The sequence below is a fragment of the Salmonella sp. SAL04213 genome (assembly GCF_046550535.1).
Classification (GTDB): Bacteria; Pseudomonadota; Gammaproteobacteria; order Enterobacterales; family Enterobacteriaceae; genus Salmonella; species Salmonella enterica.
Map to the genome: position 1 here is coordinate 85,489 of NZ_JBGDXS010000005.1, position 20,439 is coordinate 105,927.

Genomic DNA, 20,439 nt, shown 5'->3' on the forward strand with positions numbered 1-20,439 from the left:
GAAACAGATAAAAACGAGCGTGATCATTTTTATTTTTTCGGAGAATGCCCCGGCCTGGGTAAATGAAAAACCGCTACGCTTTATTAATATGTATTAATCAGCAGAGATCATCATGGATAGCCTTAACGACGATAAAATTAACCGGCACAGCAGTGACCTGGAAGTTGAAAGCGAAGAAAAACAAAGCGGTAAAGAGATTGAAGTGGATGAAGATCGTCTTCCTTCCCGCGCCATGGCGATTCATGAACATATTCGCCAGGATGGTGAAAAAGAGATGGAACGCGATGCGATGGCTTTGCTCTGGTCAGCCATTGCCGCAGGACTTTCTATGGGGGCATCACTCCTGGCGAAAGGGATTTTTCACGTGCAGCTTGAAGGCGTTCCCGGCGGCTTTTTACTGGAAAATCTCGGCTATACCTTTGGTTTTATCATTGTCATCATGGCCCGCCAGCAATTATTTACTGAAAATACCGTTACCGCCGTATTGCCGGTAATGCAAAATCCCACTCTGAGTAACGTTGGCCTGCTGATGCGCTTATGGGGCGTAGTCTTATTGGGCAACCTTATTGGCACCGGGGTTGCGGCGTGGGCATTTGAATATATGCCTATATTTGATGAAGAGACCCGCGACGCCTTTGTCAAAATTGGTATGGAGGTCATGAAAAATAGCCCAACGGAGATGTTTGCCAACGCGATTATCTCTGGCTGGATCATCGCCACAATGGTATGGATGTTTCCTGCTGCAGGCGGGGCAAAAATTGTGGTCATTATTTTGATGACCTGGCTTATCGCGCTGGGCGATACCACCCATATTGTCGTCGGTTCCGTTGAAATTTTGTATTTGGTTTTCAACGGCACGCTGCCCTGGAGCGACTTTCTCTGGCCCTTCGCCCTTCCCACACTTGCCGGAAATATCTGCGGCGGCACCTTTATTTTCGCATTGATGAGCCACGCGCAGATCCGCAACGATATGAGCAATAAACGTAAGGAAGAAGCGAGGCTACGCGGCGAGCGCCTGGAACGGGAGCGAAAAAAAGCGGAAAAACAGCGCTGAGTGGCGACGGTTTAACCAGTCAGGCGGCGCTACACTTACTCCGGCGAATAAAAAACGCTATACTGGCGCCGCGTTGTCCCCTTAGTTAAATGGATATAACGAGCCCCTCCTAAGGGCTAGTTGCAGGTTCGATTCCTGCAGGGGACACCATTGATACCCAGGACATTCTCTTCTTGCTGCATAACCTTTCGAGCGGTTCCCCTTTCATGTTGCTTTTATTGCCCCTATGCAACATCACCGGATATGCCACACGTTCAGCAAAAAGTCGTCATCGGCCGGTTATGACCGATGACATCCTGATGTGGTCTAGAAGCGGTACTGCAACCCCGCGGTAACCGTATAGTTATTATTAGCTATACCTGCGGCATCGCCACCAAAATACGCCGTATCACCGCTGGTTTTATCTATGATTTGCGTACCGCCCTTACCTTCTTCATATTTACTGTAAGCAAACTCAGCAAAGATTTTTGCATTACTGGTAATATAATATCCGGCGTCAATAGAAGCGCCATAATATCGTGAATTTTCCGTTTTTTCACGGAAGGTAAGTTTGCGCATGTAGTGTTCGTCATTATCATGCGCATTTACCCAGTCGCTGTATTTAAACAGTACATTACACTCAAAGTCATTAATACGATAATCACCCGCCAGCCCGATATAGGGCATTTCGAAACGCTGGCTATAACCTATGCCGCGCACGCCATGAGGAAAATTACCAATATATCGACCATTATCATAAATATAAGACCCGCCTCTTGCCGTCCAGCTAAAACGGGTTTCCTGATAGCCCGCTGTTACGCCCGCCTTGTAGTTATCGCCCTGCAATAACCAACCTTTCACGTTCAAATCGTATTCATTAGCATAGTTGGCGCTGGTGTCCGGATGAATTGAACGATCGGTCCAGCCAGGCTGCTCACTGCTCATCCAGTCATGGTCAACCATATGACCCGATCCCGACGCCAAAGACGTCCAGCCGCGGGCGTCCAGCGTCATGAACGAATAGGGTTCCCATGATAAATCCCCCTGCAACGTGGCGACATTTTTTATTTTCCAGTCCAGTTGACTCAGCTTCCGCCCGGTGTCGGTATCATAAACCAGCTCCCTGGATTTACCATTTAACACACCCACGGAAAGGGATGTCGTGACGCTATCAGGAGAGACGTCCGGAATAAATAAGGTAGACTCCGCATAAACCGACTCAGAAAATACGGCGATCATCATTACTGCAATAGCATGTTTTTTCATTTCTCTTGTCCTCATATTCAGATGTAATCTGGAGAGGTGATGAAGTTTTCATCTTGTCAAATCGACGGACAAGAGTACATTTATTACGCCAGAGAACTTGACGCATTTTTACCTTATATTGAAGTTAAGAAATAGAATTTGATGCTCAGGTGAATAATAAGCAATCTATAATCATGATGGAATGATTTACCATTACGGTGATGCGACGTTATCTGGCTAACGACATCGCTGCTGATGTTGTCAGCCAGATTGAAAGTAACTGTAATATCAGAATTTATAATGCTCTTTACTTAAACCATATTTTTTCATGCGCAGATAAAGTTTTTTACGGGGAATTTGCAGGTACTCCGCCACTTCATTAATTCGTCCCTGATGAATATTTAATGCTTCGGTAATAATTTGTCGCTCATACTCTTCAACGCGCCGGTCAAGCGGGGTCGGCTCCTGCAGAAGCAACTGCGGGTTGACCGTTTCCGCCAGCGGCAGCACGCCAACAGCAAAAAGCTCTGCCGCATTAGCCAATTCGCGCACATTGCTTGGCCAGGCGCGTCGCATTATTCCTTTCAGTAATTCCCCCGCTATTTCCGGCACTGGATGATTGAGCCGCAGGCAGGCTTTTCGAAGATAATGGCGAAATAACGGTTCGATATCATCCGGTCGCTGAGAAAGAGACTGGCAGGCGATTTGGGTCATGGCGAAACAGTAGTAAAGCTCGGCCGCAATCTGGTTAGCTGCCGCCTGCTCCACCAGCGAAGCGCTGCCAACGCCCACCAAACGAAAAGGCCGATGCTCCAGGCTTTGTAAACGCGCCAGATGGTGCTGCTGTTCGCGTGTCAGATATTCGGGATGACTCAACACCAGCGTACCTCCTTGCGCCTGGTCGATGAATGTCTCCAACTGCCCGGCATTCTCCGGCGTCAGTTCATAGCGTACAAACGGCCCTTTCGCGTTACGCCCCAGTTGATGGAGATAACGGGCGCCAGTCATACGTCCAGTGCCATGCTCACCGTAAAACCATACGGCAATGTCCGTTTCCGCCAGTTGTTGTAACCGTTGTCGAAACTGATTCATCCACTCGCTGCGCCCAATCAGTTCAACCTGTAACGTCTGCTGGCAATATTGCCGCCGTGCAATGACCGACCGGCGCTGGCGTAGCGCGTCTTCAATTAATATCAACAGCTTGCCCGGATCGACGGGTTTTTGCAGAAAATCCCAGGCGCCCTTTTTCACCGCATCAACCGCCATCGGTACATCGCCATGTCCGGTAATCAATAAGATTGGCAGTTGATCGTCATCCTGATGAAACAGCGTCATAAGATCGATACCGGAACACCCCGGCATACACACATCGCTCAAAACGATCCCCTCCCAATCCGCTTTTACCCACTCTTTGGCCTCGAAAGGATGGGTAAAGCCACGCACGCGGTAGCCTGCCTGCTCAAGCATTTGGGTATAGGCGTCAAGTACATCAACGTCATCATCAATCAGCAAAATAGAACATTCATCATTCAACATCATCGACATCCGTTACCGAGAATTGCAGCACCACGCAAGCGTTACGCGTCAGCGTCGACGCCAGACGCAGGTCGCCCTTCATTTGCGCCATCAGCGACACGCTAATCGACAGCCCAATACCCAACCCGACAGCTTTACTGGTGGTAAACGGCTTGAGTAAAGAGGGCAACAGCGCCACAGGCCAGCCAGGGCCGTTATCTGCAATATAAACCTCCAGCGCCTCTCCCTGAGTCTGCCACGTCACCGCGATCGCCGCATCATGCGAACAGGCGTCAAGCGCATTCGCCAGCACATTCACCAGAACCTGCTGAATACGCACTTCATCGCCGCTGACCCATACGGTGTCGGTTGGCAGTGAAAGCGCTCCCTGCCGGGATTGGTGGCGCATGGCTAATAACTCCCATGCCGCCACGAAGGTTTGGCGCAGATCAACGGGATACAATGGCGTTTCCAGCTCCGCCCGGCGGGTAAACTGCCGCAGCGAACGGATAATGGCGTCAATCCGGTTAATGAGCCCTTCCGCTTTGGTGAGCGTATTTCTCGCTTGTCCGCTCTGACCTTGTTCAATCGCGCGTCCCGCCGTAAATAAATACATTGAAAGCGCATTCAGCGGCTGGTTAATTTCATGCGCCAGCGTGGTCATGGTCTGGCCGACTACCGCCAGTTTCGCCGTCTGAATCAACTCATCCTGCATGGCGCGCAGGTCGGCTTCTATCTCTTTGCGCTCGGCGACCTCTTGTTCAAGCTGCCTGCGTTGCATATTGAGCTGGCCCAGCGTATGGCGCAGCAAACGGGCTATCCGTCCTAGCTCATCGCGCCCGTAAACCGGGATAGTCGAGTCGGTTCTCCCCAGCCCTATCTGTACCACAGCCTGATTAAGCGCGGTAAAACGCTTTACCAGCCGGGAACGGATAAAATAGTGGTTGAGTCCCCACGCCAGCAGCAACGCCAGGAGCGTCGCCACTAAAATAAGCCCGCCGCTAACGCGAACAATCTGTTCCAGGCGTTGATTGAACGTCTGCATTTGCTGGTGACTACTACCTAACTGCGCCTCAAGCAGCGTGCGAAAGCGCCCTAGCGTAGCCTCTCTGGCGCGGCTGGCGTCCAGTAAGGCTTTTTGCGCCGCAACATAATCGCGCATGGTATCGGGCATCTTATTTTTTACCATCCCGATTTCCAATAGTTCGTCGATGGTTTGCCGCAGCGTGATTGTACTGGGCCAGTCATCGAGCGCACGAATATTCTCATCCGCCGTTTTTTTTAGGTTTTCCAGATAGCGAATATGGGTCTCCACCAGCATCCCGTCATTATTGCCAGACTTGAGCTCATTCAATCTGTCGCGCAGGTCGTCAACAATCTGATTTTCAATTCGCGCCAGGGTATATACCTGCTGCTGCTCGTTCTGCACCTCGCGCGAACGTTGCAAGTACTGCGCCGCGTCGCCCTGATTCGCCTCAATTTGATCGAGTAGCGTCCCCTGCTGCCAGGTAAAATCCTGTACCAGCGAATTTAGCTCCGTGGTGAAATCATCATGGAGCCAGTCAATGCGAGCGGAAAGCTCGCTGACTTTCTCCCGCACCAAAAACATGTTGTAGAGGGCGTTGTCCAGCTCCGCCAGCAAGGTCCGGCTATCCTGTAAAATGACGGCCAGTTGCCGGCGCTCAGCAAGCTGAAGCCCCTGACTGAGACGCTCAATCTTATCCAGATGCTGAATAATCTGCGTACGTAACTGCAAACGTACCGTCGTGTTCGGCGCCAGCAAAAATTCATTGAGTTGATCCACGGCCAGATTCAGGTTCCCCTCAATTAAAAAAGCGGAGTGGATGCGAGGAAAATATTCATCAAGCGAATAGCGAACCTGTGAACTTTGCTCATGCCAGGAATAAAGGCTGACCATACTGACAATCAGCGTCAGTAATGCGCCCGTTAAAAATGCGCCCCGTAAACTGTTGCTGATACTGAGCTGACGAAGCCGTTGCAATAATCTCCCCTTCATTTCAGCTCTTCCAGTTTGTGAATCGCCAGCCGCTGATTGTTCAGAAACCAGATCTGCCACTCCATCATTTTTTGTTCGGCAAAGCTTTTATTATCAAACTGCGCCAGCCAGGTTTCATCTTCGCTGCTTGCCGCATCCACCGGGACGCTGGTCAATAAGGCTCTGATTTCAGGTAAGGGGCGTTTAAGCCGCGTTTCTGCGCTGTGCAACGCTCGCCATGCATCTTTAAGCTGCGCAAGACGAAAACTGATCGCGGTATCAAACATGCGTTGTACCAGTTGCTGACGCTTCAGGATCAGACGATAGTTCAACGGCGGCTGGGCCATCAAACGCTGTTGTTGCGCGGCGCGAGGATTATCGGCGCTAAGCGGTGCGACGGGATACTTACCGGTATTCGCGTCAGCCAGTATCCTTTGCCCTTTCGGACTTAATAAGTAATGAATAAAAGCACGCGCTTCGTCTGCATGACGGCTGTTTTTCAACACCGCGACGTAAGTGGGCGACACCGCAGAATACGGAAAATAGGTAAAAGCAAGATTAGGATCGTTGAGTAGCAAATTAGCATAATTATCAATGACCGGCCCGGCAACGCCAAGCCCGCTTTTGATTTTATCCGCTACGCCGAAACTGCGAGAGGAAATCGTGACCAGATTACCCGAGATTGCCAGCAGCGTCGCCCACCCTGCCGTCCAGCCTTTTTGCTGCAACAGCGACTCCACCATCAAATGATTGGTGTCTGAGCGTGACGGACTGCTCATTAATAGAGCGCCCTGGTAACTGGGCAGGCCCATATCCTGCCAGTCGGCAGGCGGCGGAAGATGGCGCGCAGCGAGCGCTGAACGATTGATCAATAGCCCAAATCCGGATACCGCTACCGCCACTGAAGTTGAGCGGATAGAACGCGGCACCAGCTTCTGGCTGGCGGCAGGCGCGCTATCCAATAGCGCCAGCTTTTGGTGCTCCTGAAGGTGTTGCAACAGCATGGGGGATGACGTCAGGATCAGATCGACATTTTCCGCATTCGCCGTATCAAGTAATTGCTCTAAAGAACCGCTGGTACGGTTGAGCGTACGAATCATGACGGAACCCGGCTCCGTCTGCCAGCGCTGGATAATCCAGGCGGTCGCGCTGGGTGAAAAGGTCGTTGCCATCACCAGCTCGCGGCTGTACGCCTGGCAAGAACCGAACATTGCCGCCAGCCATAGCGTAAAAGCGCCCACTCTGGCGAAACGACTACAGCATGAGAAAAGTCGATTTGTGATCCCGTTCATAAATATCGATATCACATAAAGAAAATATTGAGACAAAACTTACCCTTTTATTTCTGTTGGCATCCAGAACAACGTTATTTGAATAATAACGGGTCCGTCGCCCGAAAACATCAATAAAGCGTATCAGATCACTGGCAGCAAATTTGTTAATATCCGCACATGCTAACGATAAAACGGCCATGCCAATAATTAAAGTTTCACCACACCCTTCAGGATGGGTCAAAAATAACCTTTAAATTCACCCAATTGAGTCAATCTTGACACATTTCTTCGACTTGATTTTTATTGTCACTCCTTTCACTCTACCGACAAAACCTCCTGATGTTCATCTCACTATAAAATACAGGTGACTCCATGTTAACAATATTAAAAACAGGGAAATCGGCGCATAAAGTCCCACCGGAAAAAGTCCAGGCTACGTATGGTCGATATCGTATACAGGCATTGTTAAGCGTATTTCTGGGATATCTCGCTTACTATATAGTCAGAAACAACTTCACATTATCGACGCCTTATTTAAAAGAGCAATTGGATCTCAGCGCTACGCAAATCGGCCTGCTGAGTAGCTGTATGCTTATTGCTTACGGAATCAGTAAAGGCGTAATGAGCAGTCTGGCGGATAAAGCCAGCCCAAAAGTCTTCATGGCGTGCGGTCTGGTACTCTGCGCGATTGTTAACGTTGGGCTGGGATTCAGTAGCGCATTCTGGATATTTGCCGCTCTGGTGGTCTTCAATGGCCTTTTTCAGGGCATGGGCGTCGGCCCCTCGTTTATTACCATTGCAAACTGGTTCCCTCGCCGGGAACGCGGACGCGTAGGCGCCTTCTGGAATATCTCGCATAACGTTGGCGGCGGGATCGTCGCGCCTATCGTCGGTGCGGCTTTTGCGATATTGGGCAGCGAACACTGGCAAAGCGCCAGTTATATCGTTCCGGCCTGCGTCGCCGTCATTTTTGCCTTAATTGTTCTGGTCTTGGGAAAAGGTTCGCCGCGCGAAGAAGGTCTTCCCTCCCTGGAACAGATGATGCCGGAAGAAAAAGTCGTACTGAAAACGAAGAATACGGCAAAAGCGCCGGAAAATATGAGCGCATGGCAAATCTTCTGTACTTATGTGCTGCGCAATAAAAATGCCTGGTATATTTCGCTGGTGGATGTCTTCGTCTATATGGTGCGGTTTGGCATGATTAGCTGGTTGCCTATCTATCTGTTGACAGTAAAACACTTTTCAAAAGAACAGATGAGCGTCGCGTTTCTCTTTTTCGAGTGGGCGGCGATTCCTTCCACGCTACTGGCAGGCTGGCTGTCAGATAAACTGTTTAAGGGCCGCAGAATGCCGTTAGCCATGATTTGCATGGCGCTGATTTTTGTCTGTCTGATCGGATACTGGAAAAGTGAATCTTTGCTGATGGTAACGATTTTCGCCGCCATTGTAGGTTGTCTGATTTACGTCCCGCAGTTCCTCGCGTCCGTACAGACAATGGAGATAGTCCCCAGCTTTGCCGTAGGTTCCGCCGTCGGATTACGTGGGTTCATGAGCTATATTTTCGGCGCCTCGTTGGGCACCAGCCTGTTTGGCGTCATGGTGGATAAACTGGGCTGGTACGGCGGATTTTATCTTCTGATGGGCGGCATCGTGTGCTGCATTCTATTCTGTTATCTCTCCCATCGCGGCGCGCTGGAACTGGAACGCCAGCGCCAGAATGCGTTACATAATCAGGACTCACTGCAGCTTGCGGACGCGCAATAAACGATTAGCCTTCCCGGGGAACAGAAGCGCCGACATTGTCGGCGCTATCTATTCGCTGACATCGTGTATACCCAAAATAATTCGAGTTGCTTAAAAGCGGCAAGGGAGTGAGTCCCCAGGAGCATAGATAACGATGTGACTGGGGTGAACGACAAATCTGCCGGGAACAGATTTGAACGTCGCGTGCGACGGCCGTCAGGGCGAGGCCCATCGATGGGCCGAGTAATCCGTAGCCAACACATCAGCAACTTGAAGTATGAAGGGTATGTACTGACTAACGCTTACCGTATCCCACCATAAAGCGAATAATTAACCCACATGCCGGTGCGAGAAAAAGCAATAATCCGCTAACGATGTCATCGCCATCCTGCAACCATACATTGAGTAAATAAATCAGCGCGGCAAGGATAACCATTCCCGTAAAAGAAGAAACCGCAGAAAAAGCCCCCATCACCTGACCGATATAGCCACTCACGGCAAGTATACTTATTGCAAGAAATGTCCATAAATAGATCATCTATAATACCTCCTGTCTATGGCAAGGCTTCCATATAGCCTTACGGTCCCTCTCACTTCTCCTTTAAGATAAACCTTATCAGCCCGTCATTTCCATAACATTTATCTCACATTTTATTTTTTTAATCATTTTTCAAGACTTTCGTCTGAAATAAAATTATCACTGTAAAAACAATGCATTAAAAATAATGATTAGCTTATTTTTGCTACGGGAGAAATATTTACGCTTCTTGATAAAGAATTTCTGGGCGCGAGTAAATAACTGGTGGTACATTAGCCTGCCTGGCGTTCATGCCCTCGTGGTTTAGTACTGACTTAGTTTTACACTCCTTACGGGAACCATTGTCGTACATGATGGCCTAACTATACGTAAATCATTCAAGTTACCCTGATGAGCTTACTCAAGTAAGTGCTTCGGATAAGCGAACGCAACTTGAAGGATGATGCGTATTTCAGAGTGTACCGCTGCGGATAATGACTCTTCTGCGATACATTATTTTCGTATCTACAGAAGGTATTTTATGTTTCCTCAAAGCAAATTTTCACGCGCGTTTTTGCACCCGCGCTACTGGCTGACGTGGTTTGGCGTTGGCGTCCTCTGGTTACTGGTGCAGCTTCCCTACCCGGTTTTGCGTTTTCTGGGCACCCGCACCGGTAAGCTGGCGCGCCCCTTCCTGAAGCGACGTGAGTCGATCGCCCAGAAAAATATTGAACTCTGTTTTCCGACCCTCTCCCGGGAAGAAAGGGAAAAACTGATCGCCGAGAATTTCCACTCTCTTGGCATGGCGCTGCTTGAAACGGGCATGGCCTGGTTCTGGCCTGATAGCCGGGTTCGCAAATGGTTTGATGTGGACGGGCTGGACAACCTTACCCGTGCGCAGGCGCAAAATCGCGGCGTAATGGTCGTTGGCGTGCATTTTATGTCGCTGGAATTGGGAGGCCGGGTAATGGGTCTCTGCCAGCCAATGATGGCGACCTATCGTCCGCATAACAATCCGCTCATGGAGTGGGTGCAGACGCGCGGTCGTATGCGCTCAAATAAAGCGATGATCGGCAGAAACAATCTGCGCGGCATTGTGGGCGCGCTAAAAAAAGGGAAGCCGTTTGGTTTGCTCCCGACCAGGACTACGGCCCTAAAGGCAGCTCCTTTGCGCCATTTTTCGCGGTTGAAAACGTCGCCACCACCAACGGCACCTATGTACTGTCCAGGCTGTCTGGCGCCGCCATGTTGACCGTTACAATGGTAAGGAAATCCGATAACTCGGGTTATCGTCTGTATATTACCCCTGAAATGGAAGGTTACCCGGCAGATGAAAATCAAGCCGCTGCCTATATGAATAAAATTATTGAGAAAGAGATCATGCGCGCCCCGGAGCAATATCTCTGGATCCATCGCCGTTTCAAGACTCGCCCGTTGGGGGAAGCGTCACTCTACATCTGAAAAAGGCCGCAAGGCCTTTTATTTTGGCATTTCGCATTGCCATAATATTCATATCGTAAATTACTCATTCCTGCTTTTAGCGATAAGTCTCCTGTTTACAGGCGATTTTTTACTGTGTCGGCGGCGTCGCTCAATAGCGATTCATCACTGTCAGAAATTAAACTGTCGCCGATTCCCGACACTTGTAAGTTACTAAAAGTAAATAAGAAAATGCCTCTTGTTTCACCTCATTTTTAGGCGTACATTAGCGCCGTCTGGAGCGATGACGCGCAGAATTCTGAGGTGATGCAGGCGGTCTAAACACGAATAATTCTCAATTTCGTATTGTCCGGCATCAACTCTCTATAATCAGGTAAGTGTAAGTTCATTTAGGCGTACGACAGGTACGCGGAGAGATGAAACGTGAAATATTTCTTTATGGGCATTTCATTTATGGTCATCGTTTGGGCCGGTACTTTCGCCCTGATGATTTAAAAGTACAATGCAAAGAAAAACAGGAGCCATGGGGCTCCTGTTTGCTTTTCTACTCCGTGCTCGCCTCAACGGGTTTTGGATGTGACGGCAGCACGCCATCGGCGCGGAACATCGCTTTAATCCCTCTGACGGCCTGGCGAATGCGGTCGCGATTCTCTATTAATGCAAAGCGTACATGGGTGTCGCCATAATCACCAAAGCCTATCCCTGGAGAAACACAAACCTTCGCCTCATTCAGCAGCTTCTTGGCAAACTCAAGCGACCCCATCGCCGCATATTGCTCCGGGATTTTCGCCCAGACGTACATTGAGGCTTTCGGCATTTCAACCATCCAGCCCGCCTCATGCAGCCCCTTCACCAGCACATCGCGACGACGTTTATACTGCTCGGCGATATCGCGCACGCACTGCTGATCGCCTTCCAGAGCGGCGATAGCCGCCACCTGAAGCGGGGTAAAGGTGCCATAATCGTGATAACTTTTAATGCGCGCCAGCGCGCTGACCAGGGTTTTATTGCCCACCATAAACCCAATACGCCAGCCCGCCATATTATAGCTTTTCGACAGCGTGAAAAATTCGACCGCCACGTCGCGCGCGCCGGGCACCTGCATAATGGATGGCGCTTTCCAGCCGTCGTACACGATATCGGCATACGCCAGATCGTGCACCACCAGCACATCATAACGTTTAGCCAGAGCGACCACTTTTTCAAAAAATTCCAGTTCGACGCACTGGGCCGTAGGGTTAGATGGAAAACCCAAAATCATCATTTTCGGTTTCGGATAACTTTCGCGAATAGCGCGCTCCAGCTCGTTGAAGAAATCCACCCCCTCTACCAATGGAACCGAACGCACCTGCGCCCCGGCGATAACGGCGCCATAGATATGAATTGGGTAACTGGGGTTCGGCACCAGAACCGTATCACCATGATCCAGCGTCGCCAGCATTAAATGCGCCAGTCCCTCTTTGGAACCGATGGTCACAATCGCTTCGGTTTCCGGATCGATATCGACATCATAACGTTCCTGATACCAGTGAGAAATCGCGCGGCGTAAACGCGGTATGCCGCGGGACGTGGAATAACCGTGCGTATCCGGACGCTGCGCGACGGTGCAAAGTTTTTCGACAATGTGGGGAGGGGTTGCGCCATCAGGATTACCCATACTGAAATCAATAATATCTTCGCCGCGCCGACGCGCAGCCATTTTGAGTTCAGCGGTGATGTTAAAAACATAGGGCGGAAGGCGATCGATACGCGTAAAGCGACGTTCAGGGCGGAAGTCAGCCATAATATCCTCAGATTAACGTTAGCGCCCGGACCGTCCGAGCGACGCTGCCACGATGGTGGCTCCTTTAGAAAATAGCCTGAAAATTTTCTTCCTGTCGAGAGGCTAATGAAAATATTTTTAGCGACGAAAAAAGAGGAACAAGCGTAAAAATTTACCTTTTAAGCATGTCAGTTATAGCATCAAACAAATCATATTATTAACAAATTGATATCATTGAATTTACGTAACGTGGCGCAGCCGACGATAATTTCCTGTCAATAAACCTTATCTCAAATAATCCCCTTTTGATTTTGTGGTTTTTCCTCTTTAACCAAAATCCTTACTAATGATAATGGTATTCGATCATGTCATATTGCGGTATTTTTCAGGGACATTTCCCCGAAAATGAGGATCCTTTCCGGCAAGCTGCCGCGATGAAAGCGTAAATAAGGCAGCGAACCGGATACGTATAGTAAAATAAATCCCTGTTTTCGCCTGACTAACCGCCATGACATGATGACTCAACGCGCTGGTGTTTGACCTTTCACTCAGCAAGAGTAAAGTGAAATAATTCAGACAGTTGAAGCATTCATGCACAGGAAAGGCAATGAAAAAAACCGCGTGAGGCACGCGGTTTGAGACTGGCAAGAGAATGATTAATTGCCTGATGACGCTGCGCTTATCAGGCCTACAGATGACACACTTTTGTAGGCCGGATAAGGCGTTTATGCCGCCATCTGACTTATAGAATATGGCCTAATGTCTGGCGCAGATGCGCGCCGGAACCTAACAAGCCAGGGTTATCATGGACAATCAGATAGACCGGAATACCGTGTACATAATCTTTAAAGCGGCCTTTATCTTCAAAGCCCCCACGGAAGCCGGACGCTTTAAAAAATTCCAGGAAGCGCGGGACAATACCGCCAGCGATATAAACGCCGCCAAATGTCCCCATGGTTAACGCCAGATCGCCGCCAAATCGCCCCATGATGACGCAAAAGAGCGACAACGCGCGGCGACAATCGATACAGCTATCCGCCAGGGCGCGTTCGGTAATATCTTTCGGGCGCAGATTTTCCGGCAGACGGTTGTCGGACTTAACAATCGCCCGGTAAAGATTCACCAGCCCCGGGCCAGACAGCACGCGCTCGGCGGAAACGTGGCCAATTTCGGCGCGCAATATTTCCAGAATCATAGCTTCTTCTTCGCTATTAGGCGCAAAATCGACATGCCCGCCTTCGCCCGGAAGGCTAATCCAACGCTTATCCACATGCACCAGATGCGCCACGCCCAAGCCGGTTCCCGCGCCATACACCGCAATAGGTTTGCCGTCTACCGGTTCGCCGCCGCCGAACTGAATTAAATGCTCTTTTTTCAGCATCGGGATCGCCATCGACACGGCGGTGAAATCGTTGATAATTTCCAGATGGCTAAAGCCGAGATTTTTTTTCATTTCCGCAATAGAAAAAGCCCAGGTATGGTTAGTCATCGCTACCCAGTCACCGGTAATCGGGCAGGCTATGGCGATACAACCATCTTCCACGCTGACGCTATGCTCATCGAGATAAACGCGCACCACGGCCTCAAGACTCGGATAATCCAGGCCGGAATACGTTTTGGCCTGCGAGATTTCTCCACTGGCGATATCACACAGGGCAAGACGCGCATTCGTGCCGCCTACATCTCCTACTAAAGCATACTTTGTCATTCTTCTACTGCTCCGCTAAAGTCAAAATAAGTCTTTGTCACACTGTAAATTCATGGGGGCATAACAACAACGGCCATCAGGCTGACTGCCTATAAATATAGATCTTCATCACAGAATTACTTTCTTGTTTCAGCACCAATTGCAGCAATGCCGTCGGGCAGGCTGTGCAAAATAGGTATACGACCCCGTGTAAGGAAGAGATTATGTTCCACCCGCGTGCCCGAACGATGCTGCTGCTGTCGCTCCCCGCGCTGATTATTGGCGTAGCGTCAAGCCTGGTTTTAATCGCTGCGATGAAAGTCGCGTCGGTTTTTCAGCAATTTCTTTGGCAACGACTGCCCACCAGCATCGGCATCGCTTATGATTCGCCGTTCTGGATAGTGGGTATGCTCACGCTAACCGGGATCGTGGTGGGTTTGATTATCCGTTACAGTCCCGGACACGCTGGCCCCGATCCGGCCATCGAACCGTTAATCAGTATGCCGGTCTCGCCATCTGCGCTGCCCGGGCTGCTTCTCGCCTTAATCATCGGCCTTGCTGGTGGGGTAAGTTTGGGGCCAGAGCATCCGATAATGACAATAAATATCGCGCTGGCGGCGGCTTTCGGCTCCCGCCTGTTTCCGCGTATCACGGCGTTAGACTGGACGATTCTGGCCTCAGCGGGCACCATCGGCGCGCTGTTCGGCACGCCCGTCGCCGCAGCGCTGATTTTTTCGCAAACACTTAGCGGCTCTAACGATATTCCCATGTGGGATCGCCTGTTTGCGCCGTTAATGGCGGCAGCGGCGGGGTCACTCACCACCAGCCTGTTCTTTCATCCGCATTTTTCGTTACCCATCGCCCATTACACGCAGATGCGGCTGGTGGACATTGCCAGCGGAGCGATCGTCGCGGCGATCGCCATTGCCGCCGGGATGGTCGCCGTCTGGTGCCTTCCGCGTCTGCACGAGTTGCTGCACCGACTAAAAAATCCGGTCCTGATTCTCGGCATTGGCGGTTTTATACTGGGTATTCTGGGCGTCATTGGCGGGCCGCTTACCCTGTTTAAAGGCCTGGACGAAATGCAACAAATGGCGTTTAGCCAGACGTTGGGCGCGGGAGATTATTTTACCTTAGCCGTCGTCAAACTCGCCGCGCTGGTCATCGCGGCGGCGAGCGGCTTTCGCGGCGGGCGCATTTTTCCGGCTGTGTTTATCGGCGCGGCGCTGGGGCTCATGCTCCATGCCCATGTTGAGGCCGTACCCGCGGCGATTACCGTCTCCTGCGCGATTCTTGGCTTAGTGCTGGTAGTGACGCGTGACGGCTGGCTCAGTCTGTTTATGGCGGCAGTCGTCGTACCGGATACCAATCTGCTGCCGCTGCTCTGCATTGTGATGCTCCCCGCCTGGCTATTGCTGGCGGGAAAACCGTTGCTGGCCGCCAACCGTCACGAACCCTAATCCGGCGCAGCGGGGGCCATTATCCCCCGTTGCGGGCTTCCAGCGCCCGGGTCACGGTACGCAGTAATTCCGGCAGATCGGCTTTTGGCAACATCACTTCAATAAATGACAGACGTTGTGGGCGCACCAGACGTTCGAGGACCTCCGCCAGTTGGATAGCCTGCGTCACCCGCCAGCACTCCGCCTGTTGCGCCGCGTTTAGCGCCGGTGGTATCTGCGTCCAGTTCCAGCTCGCGATGTCGTTATACCGCTGGGCCGCGCCGTGAATGGCGCGCTCTACGGTATAGCCGTCATTGTTGAGCAGCAGGATGACCGGCGCCTGCCCGTCGCGTAACATCGAGCCCATCTCCTGAATCGTGAGCTGCGCCGCGCCATCGCCGATAATCAGAATCACCCGCCGATCGGGACAGGCGGTTTGCGCGCCAAACGCGGCGGGCAAGGAATAGCCGATAGACCCCCACAGCGGCTGTACCACAACTTCCGCGCCGTCAGGAAGCGACAGCGCGGCAGCGCCAAAAGCTGCAGTCCCCTGGTCGACAAGGACAATATCGCCGGGTTTGAGATACTGCTGTAAGGTTTGCCAGAAGCTTTCCTGGGTCAGTTCTCCCTTATCAATCCGCACTGGCTGTCCGGCGGAACGCGTCGGCGGCGGCGCAAAAGCGCATTCCAGGCACAGTTCGCGCAGCGTAGACACCGCCTGCGCCATCGGGAGGTTGAACCAGGTTTCGCCGATGCGCGACGCGTAAGGCTGAATCTCCAGCGTGCGTTCCGCCGGCAATTGTTGGGTAAATCCGGCCGTAAGGGTATCGACAAAACGGGTGCCGACGCAGATAACCCTATCGGCGTCCTCTATGGCCTGACGCACTTCTTTGCTGCTGGCGCCAGCGCTATAGGTGCCAACGAAGTTCGGGTGCTGCTCATCAAAAAGCCCCTTCCCCATCAGTAGTGTCGCATGAGCGATGGGCGTTTCCACCATCCAGCGCTGCAACAGTGGTCGTAAACCAAAACGCCCGGCAAGAAAGTCGGCCAAGAGCGCAATGCGCCGACTGTTCATCAGGCACTGACGGGCGTGGTAACGAAAAGCCGTCTCCACGCCGCTTTGCGCTTCATGCACGGGCAACGTCAGCGCCTGCGTAGGCGGGATGGCCGTTTTTTTCGCCACGTCGGCGGGCAACATGATGTATCCTGGCCTGCGTGCGGCAAACATTTCACCCAATACGCGGTCAATCTCGAAGCAGGCGTTCTGTTCATCCAATATTGCGCTGGCAACAGATATCGCCTGACTCATGCGATAAAAATGACGAAAATCGCCGTCGCCGAGGGTATGGTGCATCAATTCGCCACGCTGCTGCGCAGCGCTACAGGGCGCGCCGACGATATGCAAGACCGGGACATATTCCGCGTAACTGCCCGCGATACCGTTAATAGCGCTAAGTTCTCCCACGCCAAAGGTGGTGAGTAGCGCTCCAGCGCCCGACATGCGCGCATAACCGTCCGCGGCATAAGCGGCGTTCAACTCATTGGCGCATCCCACCCAACGCAAGGTCGGGTGGTCAATCACATGGTCAAGAAACTGCAAGTTATAATCGCCCGGTACGCCAAAAAGATGGCCAATGCCGCATCCTGCCAGTCTGTCCAGCAAATAGTCGGCCACGGTATAGGGGTTTTGCATGACAGCTTTCCTTCTGACGTTGACATTATGTTGAGTATTAAGGAATGCCGATGGCTGTCCAGCACGACGGGGATGAAAGCCTGGAAAACAATGTTTACAGCGGCAAACAGTAAAAGCCGGATACCGCCTGGCGAGTGTAACCGTATACACTATTTATTCACGCCACAGGGGGAAAGGTCATGATTTATCAGCCCGATGAGAACCGTTATCACACAATGGAGTATCGTCGCTGCGGGCGCAGCGGCGTCAAACTTCCCGCCATTTCGCTGGGGTTATGGCACAACTTCGGCGATGCGACACGGGTAGAAAATAGCCGGGCGCTGCTGCAACGCGCGTTCGATCTGGGCATTACCCACTTTGATCTCGCCAATAATTATGGGCCGCCGCCGGGCTCCGCAGAATGCAATTTTGGCCGCATTCTGCAGGAAGATTTTTTACCGTGGCGCGATGAGTTAATCATCTCCACCAAAGCGGGCTACACCATGTGGGATGGCCCTTATGGCGACTGGGGTTCACGGAAATACCTTATCGCCAGCCTCGATCAAAGCCTGAAACGTATGGGGCTGGAGTATGTCGATATCTTTTATCACCATCGTCCCGATCCCGAAACGCCGCTTAAAGAGACGATGAAAGCGTTAGATCACCTTGTGCGCCAGGGCAAAGCGTTGTACGTGGGGATCTCTAACTATCCTGCCGATCTGGCCAGACAAGCTATCGATATTCTGGAGGATCTCGGCACGCCTTGCCTGATTCATCAGCCTAAATATTCGCTTTTTGAGCGTTGGGTAGAGGACGGGCTGCTGGCGCTGTTGCAGGAAAAAGGCGTCGGCAGTATTGCCTTCTCGCCGCTGGCGGGCGGGCAGCTCACTGACCGTTATTTGAATGGCATTCCGGAAGATTCCCGCGCGGCGAGCGGAAGCCGTTTCCTTAAACCAGAACAGATTACCGCCGACAAACTGGAAAAAGTTCGCCGGTTGAATGAACTGGCTGCGCGACGGGGTCAAAAATTGTCTCAGATGGCGCTCGCCTGGGTGCTACGTAACGATAACGTTACCTCGGTACTGATTGGCGCCAGCAAACCGTCGCAAATCGAAGACGCCGTAGGAATGCTGGCCAATCGCCGTTTTTCAGCGGCGGAATGTGCAGAAATTGACGCTATTCTGGAGGGCCGGTTTTAGCAAAAAATGCTCTCCTTCATGATTTAAGAGTTAAGGCGATGAAACAAATCTTTACTGCTTTGTAATATTGCATTAACAGGCCGGCGACGGCTCGATCGTGAAGGAGAGAAAGTATGTTCAGGTCACTGATTCTGGCGGCAGCCTTGCTGGCTTTTACACCGCTTGCCGCGAATGCGGGCGAAATCACCCTGTTGCCCTCAATAAAATTACAGATTGGCGATCGCGATGATTACGGTAACTACTGGGACGGTGGTCGCTGGCGCGACCGTGATTACTGGCACAATCATTATGAATGGCGTAAAAATCGCTGGTGGCGCCATGACAACGGCTATCATCGCGGCTGGGATAAGCGTAAAGCGTATGAACGCGGTTATCGGGAAGGCTGGCGCGATCGCGACGATCATCGCGGGCGAGGCCGGGGTCACAAACATCATCACTAAGCCTCCTGCTGAATAACAGCCCGATGACGCCCACGCATCGGGCCTGCTATCTTTCTGTCTTTATGACAATCCCATTACCGTTCCAACCAGTAACCAGATATTCAGGGCGACGACCAGCACGACAATTATCCAGCCAATCTGTTTTACCCGCCGGGTGTTCACCAGCTCGCCCATTAGCGTAGCGTTACTGGTGAAAATCAGGAGCGGCACCAGCGCCAGCGCAATACCAAAACTCAGCAGCACCTGGCTCATCACCAGAATTCGGGTAGGGTCCAGCCCCATCAAAATCACAATAAATGAGGGCAGCATGGTAATGGTGCGCCGTACCCACAGCGGAATGTGAAAACGGACAAACCCTTGCATCACCACCTGCCCCGCCAGAGTCCCTACCACGGTGGAGGAAAGCCCTGCCGCAACCAGACTAAGACCAAACACCGTTGCCGCCGCATGGCTTAGTAACGGTTCCAGCGTCAGGTATGCCTGATCGAGGTCGGCGATGCCGGTGTGGCCGCTAAAATGAAACGCCGCCGCGGCGGTCGCCATCATTGCCAGATTGACAAAACCGGCAATCGTCATGGCAATAGCGACATCCCATTTCGTTGCTGAGTACCGTTGTTGCCGCGTTCCGCCGTGCAGATGCTGCGTTAATGACGAGTGCAGATAAATCACGTGCGGCATAATCGTCGCGCCAAGCACGCCGGCGGCTAAGAATACGGCTTCCGGGTTCGGTAGCGCCGGGATAACCATTCCTTTGCCGAGCTGCGCCATATCAGGCTGAGAGAAAAACAGTTCCACAATGTAAGCGGCGGCGACAAAAAGCAGTAAACCGCCGATGACTTTTTCAAGCGGTTTTTGACCGCGGCGTTGTAACATTAAAATCAGAAACGTCGCGATACCGGTCAATACCGCGCCCTGTAATAAAGAGACGCCCAGGATCAGCTTAAAACCTATTGCCGCGCCGATAAATTCAGCTAAATCGGTGGCCATCGCGATGATTTCCGCCTGTACCCAGTAAAACCAGACTACCGGGCGCGGATAATGGTCGCGAATTTGCTCCGCCAGGTTCTTGCCCGTGGCGATTCCGAGTTTTGCCGAGAGGATTTGAATCAGCATCGCCATCAGGTTCGCCCAGACCACCACCCAGAGTAGCTGGTAGCCAAAGCTGGCGCCGGCCTGAATATTGGTCGCGAAGTTACCAGGATCGATATAACCAATCGCGGCAATGAACGCAGGTCCCATTAATGCGAGCCTTAGCTTGCGCGCCGCCCGTCCGCTGCTATTCTCTACGCGATTGTCAGTCATCTTTTGCCTCAAAAACATAGCCTTTGCTATGTTTCATGCTATGTTTATTGATAATGATTATCAAGTGCATTTCAATGGGTACGGGTGATTACTTTGATAGTGTGAAACGATAGACCGATACGATGACGACCTGTATCAGAACAGTTTGGCTTAACATTACAAGATTAGCACACTG

Annotated in this window: 15 protein-coding genes, 1 tRNA gene and 1 pseudogene; 8 read left to right on the forward strand and 9 right to left on the reverse strand. The window is 51.6% G+C overall.

Annotation, left to right across the window (positions count from 1 at the left end; all coding sequences use genetic code 11):
• The first annotated feature begins 112 nt into the window (after nt 1-112).
• Both ACLJPQ_RS14120 and ACLJPQ_RS14125 read left to right on the forward strand, forming a co-directional pair.
• A complete protein-coding gene (locus tag ACLJPQ_RS14120; RefSeq protein ID WP_000377772.1) occupies nt 113-1,054 on the forward strand; it encodes a formate/nitrite transporter family protein in 942 nt (313 codons plus the stop codon).
• Between the two features lie 75 nt (nt 1,055-1,129).
• Nucleotides 1,130-1,204, forward strand: a tRNA-Arg gene (locus tag ACLJPQ_RS14125).
• A 156-nt stretch (nt 1,205-1,360) separates the two neighbouring features.
• Here the strand turns inward: ACLJPQ_RS14125 and pgtE are convergent.
• From pgtE to pgtC, 4 genes are all read right to left on the reverse strand, one after another.
• A complete protein-coding gene (pgtE, locus tag ACLJPQ_RS14130; RefSeq protein ID WP_000716011.1) occupies nt 1,361-2,299 on the reverse strand; it encodes an omptin family outer membrane protease PgtE in 939 nt (312 codons plus the stop codon).
• Nucleotides 2,300-2,566: 267 nt separating this feature from the next.
• Nucleotides 2,567-3,814, reverse strand: coding sequence for a two-component system response regulator PgtA (gene pgtA, locus ACLJPQ_RS14135; protein ID WP_000930843.1), 1,248 nt, complete (start codon nt 3,812-3,814; stop codon nt 2,567-2,569).
• Nucleotides 3,804-5,810, reverse strand: a complete 2,007-nt coding sequence (pgtB, locus tag ACLJPQ_RS14140; RefSeq protein ID WP_000678493.1) for a two-component system sensor histidine kinase PgtB — start codon at nt 5,808-5,810, stop codon at nt 3,804-3,806. The genes pgtA and pgtB overlap by 11 nt, the downstream gene beginning before the upstream one ends.
• Nucleotides 5,807-7,000 carry a phosphoglycerate transport regulator PgtC gene (gene pgtC / locus ACLJPQ_RS14145; protein ID WP_000467983.1) on the reverse strand — a complete coding sequence of 398 codons (1,194 nt, stop codon included), beginning with the start codon at nt 6,998-7,000 and terminating at the stop codon, nt 5,807-5,809. The genes pgtB and pgtC overlap by 4 nt, the downstream gene beginning before the upstream one ends.
• A gap of 435 nt (nt 7,001-7,435) precedes the next feature.
• Here pgtC and pgtP point away from each other — a divergent pair, with 435 nt between their 5' ends.
• Nucleotides 7,436-8,827 carry a phosphoglycerate transporter PgtP gene (gene pgtP / locus ACLJPQ_RS14150; RefSeq protein WP_000955735.1) on the forward strand — a complete coding sequence of 464 codons (1,392 nt, stop codon included), beginning with the start codon at nt 7,436-7,438 and terminating at the stop codon, nt 8,825-8,827.
• A gap of 274 nt (nt 8,828-9,101) precedes the next feature.
• Here the strand turns inward: pgtP and ACLJPQ_RS14155 are convergent, their stop codons facing one another.
• A complete protein-coding gene (locus ACLJPQ_RS14155; protein WP_000639889.1) occupies nt 9,102-9,344 on the reverse strand; it encodes a YfdY family protein in 243 nt (80 codons plus the stop codon).
• Nucleotides 9,345-9,864: 520 nt separating this feature from the next.
• On the opposite strand from ACLJPQ_RS14155, the pseudogene lpxP reads away from it, so the two are divergent.
• Together lpxP and ypdK are read left to right on the forward strand one after the other, a co-directional pair.
• Nucleotides 9,865-10,784: pseudogene (lpxP, locus tag ACLJPQ_RS14160) on the forward strand (kdo(2)-lipid IV(A) palmitoleoyltransferase).
• 402 nt (nt 10,785-11,186) lie between these two features.
• A complete protein-coding gene (gene ypdK / locus ACLJPQ_RS14165) occupies nt 11,187-11,258 on the forward strand; it encodes a membrane protein YpdK (protein ID WP_010723117.1) in 72 nt (23 codons plus the stop codon).
• 49 nt (nt 11,259-11,307) lie between these two features.
• Here ypdK and alaC read toward each other — a convergent pair whose 3' ends face one another.
• Nucleotides 11,308-12,546, reverse strand: a complete 1,239-nt coding sequence (gene alaC / locus ACLJPQ_RS14170; RefSeq protein ID WP_000763118.1) for an alanine transaminase — start codon at nt 12,544-12,546, stop codon at nt 11,308-11,310.
• 721 nt (nt 12,547-13,267) lie between these two features.
• A complete protein-coding gene (glk, locus tag ACLJPQ_RS14175) occupies nt 13,268-14,233 on the reverse strand; it encodes a glucokinase (protein ID WP_000170380.1) in 966 nt (321 codons plus the stop codon).
• A 203-nt stretch (nt 14,234-14,436) separates the two neighbouring features.
• On the opposite strand from glk, the gene ACLJPQ_RS14180 reads away from it, so the two are divergent.
• The gene (locus tag ACLJPQ_RS14180; protein ID WP_000468920.1) at nt 14,437-15,672 is read left to right on the forward strand and encodes an ion channel protein; all 1,236 of its coding nucleotides are present in this window, start codon (nt 14,437-14,439) and stop codon (nt 15,670-15,672) included.
• Nucleotides 15,673-15,691: 19 nt separating this feature from the next.
• Here ACLJPQ_RS14180 and ACLJPQ_RS14185 read toward each other — a convergent pair whose 3' ends face one another.
• Complete coding sequence (locus tag ACLJPQ_RS14185; protein WP_001180867.1) at nt 15,692-17,344, reverse strand: alpha-keto acid decarboxylase family protein; 1,653 nt, start codon at nt 17,342-17,344, stop codon at nt 15,692-15,694.
• Nucleotides 17,345-17,523: 179 nt separating this feature from the next.
• Here ACLJPQ_RS14185 and mgrA point away from each other — a divergent pair, with 179 nt between their 5' ends.
• Together mgrA and ypeC are read left to right on the forward strand one after the other, a co-directional pair.
• Nucleotides 17,524-18,522: an L-glyceraldehyde 3-phosphate reductase gene (gene mgrA / locus ACLJPQ_RS14190; protein WP_000640285.1), complete on the forward strand. Its 999-nt coding sequence runs from the start codon at nt 17,524-17,526 to the stop codon at nt 18,520-18,522.
• Nucleotides 18,523-18,635: 113 nt separating this feature from the next.
• On the forward strand, nt 18,636-18,962 hold the full coding sequence (gene ypeC / locus ACLJPQ_RS14195; protein ID WP_000490091.1) for a DUF2502 domain-containing protein YpeC: 327 nt from the start codon (nt 18,636-18,638) through the stop codon (nt 18,960-18,962).
• A 60-nt stretch (nt 18,963-19,022) separates the two neighbouring features.
• On the opposite strand, the gene ACLJPQ_RS14200 is transcribed toward ypeC, so the two are convergent.
• Nucleotides 19,023-20,264: an Nramp family divalent metal transporter gene (locus ACLJPQ_RS14200; protein ID WP_000131734.1), complete on the reverse strand. Its 1,242-nt coding sequence runs from the start codon at nt 20,262-20,264 to the stop codon at nt 19,023-19,025.
• Nucleotides 20,265-20,439: the final 175 nt, after the last annotated feature.

Excerpts from the sequence above, each read along its gene's own strand:
- ACLJPQ_RS14120 (WP_000377772.1), top strand. The coding sequence starts at position 113 with ATGGATAGCCTTAACGACGATAAAATTAACCGGCACAGCAGTGACCTG.
- pgtE (WP_000716011.1), bottom strand. The coding sequence starts at position 2,299 with ATGAAAAAACATGCTATTGCAGTAATGATGATCGCCGTATTTTCTGAG.
- pgtA (WP_000930843.1), bottom strand. The coding sequence starts at position 3,814 with ATGTTGAATGATGAATGTTCTATTTTGCTGATTGATGATGACGTTGAT.
- pgtB (WP_000678493.1), bottom strand. The coding sequence starts at position 5,810 with ATGAAGGGGAGATTATTGCAACGGCTTCGTCAGCTCAGTATCAGCAAC.
- pgtC (WP_000467983.1), bottom strand. The coding sequence starts at position 7,000 with ATGTTCGGTTCTTGCCAGGCGTACAGCCGCGAGCTGGTGATGGCAACG.
- pgtP (WP_000955735.1), top strand. The coding sequence starts at position 7,436 with ATGTTAACAATATTAAAAACAGGGAAATCGGCGCATAAAGTCCCACCG.
- ACLJPQ_RS14155 (WP_000639889.1), bottom strand. The coding sequence starts at position 9,344 with ATGATCTATTTATGGACATTTCTTGCAATAAGTATACTTGCCGTGAGT.
- alaC (WP_000763118.1), bottom strand. The coding sequence starts at position 12,546 with ATGGCTGACTTCCGCCCTGAACGTCGCTTTACGCGTATCGATCGCCTT.
- glk (WP_000170380.1), bottom strand. The coding sequence starts at position 14,233 with ATGACAAAGTATGCTTTAGTAGGAGATGTAGGCGGCACGAATGCGCGT.
- ACLJPQ_RS14180 (WP_000468920.1), top strand. The coding sequence starts at position 14,437 with ATGTTCCACCCGCGTGCCCGAACGATGCTGCTGCTGTCGCTCCCCGCG.
- ACLJPQ_RS14185 (WP_001180867.1), bottom strand. The coding sequence starts at position 17,344 with ATGCAAAACCCCTATACCGTGGCCGACTATTTGCTGGACAGACTGGCA.
- mgrA (WP_000640285.1), top strand. The coding sequence starts at position 17,524 with ATGATTTATCAGCCCGATGAGAACCGTTATCACACAATGGAGTATCGT.
- ypeC (WP_000490091.1), top strand. The coding sequence starts at position 18,636 with ATGTTCAGGTCACTGATTCTGGCGGCAGCCTTGCTGGCTTTTACACCG.
- ACLJPQ_RS14200 (WP_000131734.1), bottom strand. The coding sequence starts at position 20,264 with ATGACTGACAATCGCGTAGAGAATAGCAGCGGACGGGCGGCGCGCAAG.